Below are 10,358 nucleotides of genomic sequence, written 5' to 3'. Positions count from 1 at the left end.
AGGGTATGAAAAACCTGATTATTATATTCGTAACAACAATGACGCTGGCTGCCTGTAACAATAAGGCAGAAACAGCAAGGGCTGTTGAGGCAGCCAAAAAGGCAACGCTCGATTCTATTCATGCGATCAATACCGCTAAGCAAAAGGCAGTTGATTCAATGAAACATGTTCAGCGTGTGAAAGAAGAAACCGCTGCTGCGGATAATAATGCACCGGTTGCTAATGAACCTGTGGCCAAAAAGAAGAAAAAGTGGAGCCATACTGCAAAAGGTGCTGTAGTAGGAGCAGCAGGCGGTGCAATTACGGGCGCTATTGTAAATAAGGACCGTGCAAAGGGTGCGGTGATCGGTACTTTGATCGGGGCTGGTGCAGGTGCTGCTACAGGGGCTATTGTGGACCATAACGAAAAGAAGAAAAAGAAAACAGCGCAATAGGATGCTGGTGTAAACCATAAAGGCTCAGAGCAAAAGAAAGTAATACGCAACCTCAGCAGCATGCTGCTGACATTATAAAGGAACGGGAAATAGCATACATACTGTTATTTTTTCAAAAGGCGTCCCGTTATGCGGGACGCCTTTTTATTGTTGCGCTTAATAACCAATAGCTCCTTTATTCGCTTCAATCGGCCAACCCGGATTCTGATAGATCGGGGAAGTGTTTACATCGTTGTTGTCCGAGGTGATCAGGAAGTGCTGCATGGCAATGGAGCTATGATAATGCGCCATTGCCCACTTATAACCAGGGTAAGCTAATACTGTTGGTGTTTTCTGATAGATCCGCAGATAAGGGCTTAAAGCAGGATCAGATACCGTGCTCTTATCACCGATGTTATAAGTGAGCGCAGATGCCTTATACCAGTTCTTCATAGGGCCCCATAATTTGAACCCTTCTATATGGTAAGCTGTGTTAAGCATCTGGTCCATCGCCCGCCATCTGCGGAGGTCCATATTCCTGAAACCTTCTCCCATTAACTCACAGCTACGTTCCCTGCGGATGTTATACAACGTTTTATCTACCATTACACCGGCAGAATAAACAGCCCAGTCGTTCTTCGCTTCCTGGGTCAGATCTGTTGCTGCGATCGTTTTCTGCATATCGATATCTACGCCTGCCCTTTTCCGGATCGCCTCCCAGTATGCTTTTGCCACACCATCTATTGCACCTGTTTTTTCGTAACAGGCTTCCATATAATTGAAGTAGGCTTCTGTTCCGAGGAATACAATACTTCCTACATCTCCTGTTCCATTGCCCAGTTGTGCCCCATCGTACACATTGCCTTTGCGGCTCATATACCCTGTAGCATGATCATGGTTCCCGATCAGGTTCAGGATATCCGGGTAAGGTACAACCGGTGTAGCATGTGTACCTAAAGGAGAAGGTTGCAGGATATTTACCTGGCCGGGTTGTGCCAGGAACAGCCACAAACGTCCATCCCTTTTCTCCCTGATCGTTTGTATGGAATCGTCTCCTGCATAACCGGAGCCCGGGGCATAGATGGGCAAACCGTTCGCCATCAGGAAACGATCTACATACCCTCTCGTGAATCCATAACCATGCGCCGCCTGTATAGTGTTAGAGATCCCATTGGTGAGGCCAAGGCCAAGGTCATAATCTCTCCATAAAAGCACTTCGCTGTATACGGACAGGTCCTTGGAACCGAACATTTTGCAATAAGGGTTCGCATCGCTGGCCACTGCAAAATCCTGGTTGGAGCTTTGTGTTTGGGCCGTCATGGTATTATTCACCAGCGTCACCGCATCTGCTACTAATTTAGCAGCTTCCATAGCTTGTGTTAAGAAGAAGTTGATCTCTCCATCTATGCTACCGGACTGGAAATTATAATTGGCGTTATAGTCCTTTGTTTTACCGGGCCATTCCGGACCGTTAGGTACAAACGCTGTGCCTTTGAAGTATTTAAGGTAGGTGCCTTCATACAGGGCTACCCTTGATTTCAGCAACAATGCACAGTTCTTTGACAAGCGGTTCTTACCACCGGAAGGTGCTGTATTGCCCATCAGTAAAATGGCCGAATCAAGATCGGAAAGGATGAACCGCGCCACTTCTGTATGCGGCATGCGTTTGCTGGCCTCTGTTAAGATCTTCTTGTCGTCGGGCAGTGTATTCTTAATAATGGGAAAATCTCCCAATCCCTGCATTTTATCAAAGTAGGCCCAGGCTCTGAGGAAATACATTTCTCCGATGTAGTGTTTGATATTAACCGTATTACCGGCGATCTTCCCTGCCGCCAAACGCGGGTTCACTGTTTCGAGGAAATAATTACACTGGTAGATGCTGGTGAAAGACCAGGCTCCGCCGGACTGTGCCACTTTCCATTGACCGGGTGTATACTTAATATCATATGCCCTTCTCGCTGTAACATCTGTATGTGCATCTCCATCAAAAACACCGAAGATGGGAAATCCCTCATATTGTTTGATGGCATAAGCAGCTAACTGAGATTCTTCCACCAGGTAATTTTCCGGCGTAACGTTTGATAAAGGCGGTACTTCCAGGTTTTTATTACAGGCACTCATCAACATTCCCACGCCTGCTATTAATGCTATATATTTTGCTTTCATCTGTTTAGAATTTACAAGGTTACATTTATACCAACAGCATAGACCTTAAACAAGGGATAAGAATTTCCTCCATATCCTCCGTCTACTGTTTCAGGATCAAACAGGGTAGACATCTTTGTGATGGTAAACATGTTTTCGCCGGATACAAATACGCGGAGTTTCTGGATACCCGCTCTCCTGCTGAGGGACCTTGGCAGTGTGTAGCCTAACTGAAGGTTCTTTAATCTTACATATGATGCATCCTGCAGGTACTTTGTTTGTGCTACCTGGTTCTTGGTGCTGATCAATGGGCGCGGATAGTAGGAATCCAGGTTCAGACCCAGTACGTGGTTTGGATCGTCCCGGAAATAATCTGCATGCTGCCTTAAACCGGCGGAGCCATAAATACTGGCAGAGGTACCCCAGAAGTAATAACTGTTCTGGAAATAATCCCTTTTCAATACACCCTGGAAGAATGCCCTGAAATCAAAACCTTTCCAGTCTGCCCCGAAATCTGCTCCAAACATGTAACGCGGTGTGTTATTACCTATCAGCATCAGGTCGCCCATATTAGCCTCCGTATTGGCGCCACTTGTGATCTTGCCATCGCCGTTGAGGTCGCTGAACATCAGGTCGCCTGCTTTCCAGTTACTGCCCAATGCGGTTTGCCCGCCATTGGGTAAAGAAGCCAGGTGTTTATCCATATCTGCCTGTGTTCTGGCAATACCAATGGTGTTGTATCCCCAGATCTCCCCGGTTTCATGGCCGGCTATATAAGTACTGAGGCTGCCAGTGGGATTAGGATACTTTGTGATCTTTGTTCTGGCATCTGATAAAAGGAAGCGAACGCTATATCCTAAACCATTCTTCAACTGATCTCTCCAGCCCAGGTCCAATTCCCATCCTGTAGTTTCCAGGTTGGTATTATTAGCCGATGGTACACCTGTGCCCAGGATAACGGGTAATTCCGGTGCAGGGCCTATCATGTTATTGGTATAACGGGTATAATATTCAAACGTGGCCGTGAGCCTGTTCCTGAAGAAACCTGCATCCACGCCGATATTCCAGGTCCTTACTTTTTCCCAAGACAGGTTAGAGGTGATAATGGGTGGTGCAGATGCTGTATTTGGTTTTGCGCCGTTCACCAGCCAAACACCGTTGGAGCTGCCTATAGGCATCGTAACATAAGTAGGATACCAGTTGGTGGTATTCTGGTTACCCAGCTCTCCAAATGAACCTCTCAGCTTAAAAGCATTCACATACTTTTCCACCGGTTTCCAGAATGTTTCTTTATCCAGGTTCCATCCTGCAGATACGGAGGGAGAATACATCCATCTCATATCTTCCCTGAAGCGGGAGGAACCGTCGTAACGGAGATTTGCTTCCAGTAAGTAGCGGCCTTTGTAATCGTAGTTGATACGCCCGAAGAAACCGCTGGTAGCCCATTTCTGGTTATTACCTGCCACGGAAGGCGGAACCGGTTTGCCATTGAAGTCGTTGCCGGAAGTGGCATCCAATACCGGTATAGAGGGTACTATCAGGCCATTCCGTTCGGCCATGATGAACCGGGTTTTGGTTACTTCCGATTGTGTACCGGCCAGTATTTTCAGATGATGTTCCCCCAGGTTCTTTGCATATTCAGTATAAATATTTGCATTCAGGTAATTGGAACGGCCGGCTTCTTCATGCACGGATGTACCGGACTGGTATACGTAAGGATTACCGGCTACATCATGATTGAATGTTTGCTGAATATCCCAATGGTAGAACTGATCTGAAACACTGTAATTAAGGTCTGCAAAAACCTTCCATCCTTTTAACGGTTCGATGGTAAGTTTTACCTGCTGGGCAATCACATCGTATTGTTTTGCACCTATTCCACCATCCCTGAGCGCCAGCGCCGGAGAGGGGGAATCGTAGAGAAAACCGTTATTATCATAGAGCGGCAGCATAGGCCATCCCTGCGGGGCAATCTGCTGGTTAAGCGAATTGGTCATGCGGCTGGGCCTTGTAAATTCTTCGCGGCTGAAACGTGCTATATAAGTAACCGATGCCCATTCAGACAACTGGGCATTCACCTTCCCCATTATATTGTAACGCTTGAACTTATCTTTACCGAATCTCATAAACCCGGTTTGGTCCAGGAAGTTACCGGATAGGAAATAGGTGAGGTTTTCCTTTCCTCCGCTTGCACTTAAGGAATATTCCTGTGCAGGAGATTGCTCTTTATAAATAGCTTTATACCAATCCACATTATCATTTCCTTCATAATACCCGTCTGCCCATAAATTAGGCTGGCCGGGCCTTGGAATGATGGTGGTCTTGATCTTTCCATCTATGAAATCCCTGATACGCTGGATCCTTGCCGGTGTAAAGTAAACACCATTGCCTGAGTTAACGCTGGCATCATTAAAGTAAGTGGCAAAGGTATAGGAGTCCATGGTATGTGGAATTAACACGGGGCTGCTGGTGCGGAAGTTGGAACTGATGTTCACGGTGGACTTTCCTGCCTTTCCCTGTTTTGTAGTGATCAGGATCACACCAAAAGGCGCCCTGGTACCATAGATAGAAGAAGCGGCCGCATCCTTCAGCACGGAGATATTATCAATATCCTGTGGGCTGATGCCATTAAGATCTCCTTCCATTCCATCGATCAAAATGAGTGGTGCGCCACTGGACCCCTGCCCGATAGTACCTACGCCACGGATATTGATACTGGGCCTGTTTTCCATACTTCCTCCCAAAGCACCGCTCTGGGTAATGTTCAACCCCGGTGCAATTCCCTGCAGGGCCTGCGCGGTGTTGGATACGGGCCTTGATTCCAGAGCTTTGGAAGTAACCGTAGAAACAGCTCCGGTAAGGTTGGCTTTCTTTTGTGTGCCATATCCAACTACCACTGCTTCGTCCAGGCTTTTAACGGAGGAGGACATGATGATATCGATCACCGTGCGGTTATTGATCTCCACTTCCTGTTCCTGCATGCCGATGAATTTAAACACCAGCACTTTTGCTCCTTCTGGGGCCTTCAATTGATAAGTACCATCTGCTCCCGTAACAACACCAACAGCAGTGCCTTTTACAAGTACGGTAACACCCGGTAAAGACTGCCCGCTGCCATCGGTTACTTTTCCCCTGATATTGATATCAAAAGCAAATGCGTTTACAACAACGCTCATTAATAGTATGAATGTCAGTTTTGCAATACGCCCTGCGGCATTAACATGCGTAGAGAACATCATTTTTCATGATTTTAGCATTAAGTAATGTGTGGATCTATTCTGTATTCAGTGGAAAATCTTTAAGAAGGTGGTTTTGGTTGATATATGCATCTTTGTAACGTGGTTCCCCTCAACACCATAAATGTAATATCAATTATTGCCGGGGATGATGGATAAAAACTGGATTAGGATGGAGAATCTTATGATTTCAGCTGGCGTGTGTTAAGTCTTTGTAAAGTGTCTTTCTTTTAATGTCTACCGGAAAACAGCCAGGCATAAATAATGGTTTCCCGGTATTATTTAGCTGTGGGAGTATAGTTACATTTACACTATCCTTTTAAGAATAGTGTCTACGAATAATCCTTGACGGAGCATTAAAGAAACCTGCGCATTCGCGCGGGTTTTCTTTTTTCACAGAAAATAAGTGTACCATTAACACACATTTCTTTGTATTTCGGTTTTTTTTATTCTATTTTTCTAGAATGAACAAACTGATATCTCTCCTCCTTGTAGTAGCCCTGCTACAAAGTTGCCGGCAGGAAGGCGCTACAGATAAGCGCATCAAACTGATGGACTCCACCCAAACCGCACAGATAGCAGCCTCCATCGACTCTATCGTGAAACCGGAGCTGGCAGAAGGCCTCACGCTGAAGTTATGGGGCATAGATTCCCTTGTGATCTCTCCCATAGCCATTGATATTGATGATCATGGCCGTATATACTATACCACTACCCTGCGGCAAAAGAATTCTGAATTCGATATCCGTGGGCACAGGGACTGGGAGATCCCTTCTATCAGTCTCCAGACCGTGGAAGACAGGCGGGCATTCCTGCGCAAGGAACTCTCTCCCGAAAACAGTAAAAAGAACCTCTGGCTGAAAGACCTTAACGGCGACAGCTCTCACGACTGGAGAGACCTTACCCTGGAAACAGAACAGGTATACCGGCTGGAAGATGTGAATGGGGACGGTGTAGCGGATAAGTCTCAACTGGTAGTGGACGATTTCCACGATGAAGTAACAGATGTGGCCGGTGGTGTACTGAGCGACGGAGATGACCTGTACGTGGCGGTAGCACCTGATCTGTGGAGAATGAAGGATAAGAATAAAGACGGTATTGCAGATGAAAAAACATCTATCTCCCACGGTTATGGTATCCACGTTGGGTTCAGCGGCCATGGCATGTCCGGCGTGGAAATGGGGCCGGACGGAAGGATCTACTGGCAGATAGGTGATATTGGTTTTAATGGCAAAGGGCCTGACGGGCAGAAATGGGAACATCCCAACAGCGGTGTTATTGCCCGCTCCAACCCTGATGGCAGTGACTTTGAAATATTTGCCTATGGCATCCGCAATACGCATGAATTTGTATTTGATGAATACGGCAACCTGATCAGTGAAGACAATGATGGCGACCATCCCGGTGAAAAGGAACGCCTGGTGTATATCGTGAACGGCTCTGATGCCGGCTGGCGCAGTAACTGGCAGTATGGTAAATACAGGGATAAGGATAACAACAACTATAAGGTATGGATGGAAGAAAAAATGTACCTGCCCCGTTTTGAAGGTCAGGCAGCTTATATCACTCCCTGCATCGCCAATTTTGTGAGCGGCCCTGCCGGGATGGTGTACAACCCGGGTACCGCATTAGGCCCTGAATATAAGAACACTTTCTTCATTGCTGAATTCGTAGGCAGTCCTACCAACTCCGGCATACATGGTTTCAAATTAACGCCTAAAGGCGCCACATTTGAACTGGGTGAACATAAGAAGATCTTAGGTGGCGTATTGGCAACCGGCCTTGACTTTGGCCCTGATGGTGCCCTGTATGTGGCAGACTGGATAGATGGATGGGATACCCATAATTACGGCAGGATCTGGAAGCTGGACCATAAAGATGCCGCGGCCTCTGCCATCCGCAAAGAAGTGCAGGCATTACTGGCAGCAGACTTCTCTTCCCGTAAAGAAGCAGAATTGGGAGCCTTGCTAAAAAACCCTGATATGCGGGTTCGGATGAAAGCACAGTTTGAACTGGTAAAACGTAAGGACAAAGGGGCCGAAGTATTCAAACAGGCATTGCAGCAAACAGCTGACCAGCTTGCCCGCGTGCATGCTATCTGGGGTATTAGCCAGCTTGGGCGGCAGGATAAAAAATACGCGGCTGTATTAGTACCGGTATTGAAAGATAGCGATCCGGAAATTAAGGCACAGGCTGCCAAATGGCTGGGAGATATCCGGTACAATGAAGCAGGCGCCGCCCTGGTACCTTTATTAAAAGACACCAGCAGCCGTGTTCGTTTCTTTGCAGCAGAAGCATTGGGAAGGATAAAATATGAAGCGGCCATTCAACCGATCATTTCCTTCCTGGAAGATAATAATGATGCAGACGCTTACCTGCGGCATGCAGGAAGCCTTGCACTGGCACGCATAGGAAAAGCAGAACCGGTGATCGCATTATCCACGCACTCCTCCCGCGCGTTAAGGATCGCAGCAGTGGTAACGCTCAGGAGAATGAGCCATCCCGGCATTGCGAATTTCCTGAACGATACGGATGAATTTGTAGTAACAGAAGCGGCACGCGGCATCAATGATGATCTTTCCATTAAGGATGCATTACCTGCCCTGGCCAACCTTCTGAACACCACCCGCTTCAGCAACGAAGCGCTGGTAAGACGTATCATCAGTGCTAACCTGCGGGTGGGTACTGATGTAACCATGCAGAACCTGATCACCTATTCCCAGGAAGGAGGCGCACCAGCCAACATGAGAGCAGAAGCCATCGATGCATTAAGTGTATGGCCTAAACCTTCCGTGCTGGACAGGGTAGACGGGCGCCTGAGAGGCCCTGTTGAAAGGGATGCTGCCCCGCTCCTGCTCAAATCCACCGATGCTTTTATCGGCCTGTTGAAAAATAAAGAATTACCGGTAAGGATCAGCGCAGCGAAAGCTATTCACAAACTCAATATCAAACAGGCCGCTCCGCAATTGCTGGCTGTATTAAAAGCAGACAAAGAAGCAGAAATGCGCGTTGAAGCACTCAAAGCACTGGTTGCCTTACAAGACCCATTGGGAGAGCAGGGCATCAGGCAGGCACTTTCCGATAAAGAGAAAAAAGTGCGCGTGGCAGGGCTTGATCTGCTGGAGAAGATGAATATCCCTAAAACGGTGATGGTAACATTGCTGACCGATGTGATCGCTACCAAAACCATGGAAGAACAGCAGGCCGCAGTATTAACGCTCGGCAAACTGCCACTGGAGAATTCCTCCGGGGTGTTTGATGATATGCTCAATAAAATGGCTGCCGGCAAACTGAGCCCGGATATTTACCTGGAACTGGGTGAGGCGATTGACAGCACACGCAATGCACAACTCAGCGCACGGTATAAAGAGATCAGCAGTAAATTATCCCCGGATGATCTGATGGCTTCTTATGCCAGCAGTTTACTGGGCGGCGATCCCAACAGGGGTAAACAGATCTTCTTCCGCAATCAGAACGCACAGTGTATGAAATGCCATTCCTACGATGACAGGGGCGGCAATGCCGGACCACGCCTGAATGGTGTAGGTAAACGCATTTCCCGTGAACAGATCCTGGAAGCATTGATCTCCCCCAGCGCACGGCTTTCCCCTGGTTTTGGCATGGTAACGCTGGAGTTGAAAGACGGGCAAAAGCTCACCGGCGTATTACAGGGTGAAAGTAAAACCGGCTTGAAAGTAAAAGTAGGGCTGGAACCAGACAGGACGATCAACAATGATCAGATCAGCAAAAAAACGTATTCCCCATCCAGTATGCCGGATATGAAAACGGTACTGTCCAAAAAAGAGATCAGGGATGTAGTGAGTTTCCTGGCGGAGGAGAAAGGAGAATAAATAATTTAAAAAAGCCGCATAACAATATGCGGCTTTTTTATAAATAATTGTGTAACCGAATGGTTTTATTTAATTTCGTATAATGAAACCAAAGATCAATTTCATCACACTCAGCGTTAAGGACCTTAAAAGGTCCACTGCGTTTTACCGGCACGTATTGGGTTTACCCACACAGGGCATACAACCGGGGTATGAAGATCATGTGTTATTTGAGTTGGAAAACGATTTCAGTCTCGTATTGCTGGCATCTGATAAAGCTGTAATGCCGGCAGGCCTGATCATTAGCCACGTTACAGAAAACAAGAGCGATGTGGATCACATCCTGGATGCCGTTATTGAGGCAGGTGCCACCCAGATAGGTGAAAGGAGAAATGAGGCCTGGGGTTATACCGCTAATTTTGCTGACTTCGACGGGTATCAGTGGGAGATACTGTGCATTTCCAAATAATTATCCGGCTGCTCTCTAAACAAAGTGGCCTCCTGCAAAATGGCAACTATCACCGGGATGGATACTACGATGGTTCTGCAGAAACGCCATGCATCAATGATCCCGCTGGCCATTAAGGGGCCAAAGAAGATGATCAGGAAAGTATCTAATGCGTATTTCTCTCCGAATATCTTTACTGTTGTTAAATTGATCTTCGACATAACCACTGATTTACATCTTAGACAGATGTAAAACTGTGCCAGAATAAATAGTAGCCAGGCAGGAG

General features: G+C 47.1%; 6 protein-coding genes. 3 read left to right on the top strand and 3 right to left on the bottom strand.

The annotated features are described in order from the left end of the window. Positions 1–5 precede the first annotated feature (5 nt). Positions 6–434, top strand: coding sequence for a glycine zipper domain-containing protein (locus tag BUR42_RS03445; RefSeq protein WP_074237855.1), 429 nt, complete (start codon positions 6–8; stop codon positions 432–434). 156 nt (positions 435–590) lie between these two features. On the opposite strand, the gene BUR42_RS03440 is transcribed toward BUR42_RS03445, so the two are convergent. Both BUR42_RS03440 and BUR42_RS03435 read right to left on the bottom strand, forming a co-directional pair. Beyond that, entirely contained in the window at positions 591–2,579 is a 1,989-nt protein-coding gene (locus BUR42_RS03440; RefSeq protein WP_074237853.1) for a RagB/SusD family nutrient uptake outer membrane protein, read from the bottom strand. A gap of 11 nt (positions 2,580–2,590) precedes the next feature. Beyond that, on the bottom strand, positions 2,591–5,797 hold the full coding sequence (locus BUR42_RS03435) for a SusC/RagA family TonB-linked outer membrane protein (protein WP_074237852.1): 3,207 nt from the start codon (positions 5,795–5,797) through the stop codon (positions 2,591–2,593). Positions 5,798–6,258: 461 nt separating this feature from the next. Between BUR42_RS03435 and BUR42_RS03430 the strand changes: the two genes are divergently transcribed. Next, on the top strand, positions 6,259–9,645 hold the full coding sequence (locus BUR42_RS03430) for a DUF7133 domain-containing protein (protein ID WP_074237850.1): 3,387 nt from the start codon (positions 6,259–6,261) through the stop codon (positions 9,643–9,645). An 82-nt stretch (positions 9,646–9,727) separates the two neighbouring features. Next, the gene (locus tag BUR42_RS03425; protein WP_074237848.1) at positions 9,728–10,093 is read left to right on the top strand and encodes a VOC family protein; all 366 of its coding nucleotides are present in this window, start codon (positions 9,728–9,730) and stop codon (positions 10,091–10,093) included. Here BUR42_RS03425 and BUR42_RS03420 read toward each other — a convergent pair. Beyond that, entirely contained in the window at positions 10,063–10,293 is a 231-nt protein-coding gene (locus BUR42_RS03420) for a hypothetical protein (RefSeq protein WP_074237846.1), read from the bottom strand. The two genes, BUR42_RS03425 and BUR42_RS03420, sit on opposite strands and share 31 nt — an antisense overlap. Positions 10,294–10,358: the final 65 nt, after the last annotated feature.

This window comes from Chitinophaga niabensis (assembly GCF_900129465.1).
In the GTDB taxonomy this organism is placed as follows: Bacteria; Bacteroidota; Bacteroidia; order Chitinophagales; family Chitinophagaceae; genus Chitinophaga; species Chitinophaga niabensis.
The sequence above is the reverse complement of the archived record's forward strand: the minus strand, read 5'-3'. Positions and strand labels throughout refer to the sequence as shown.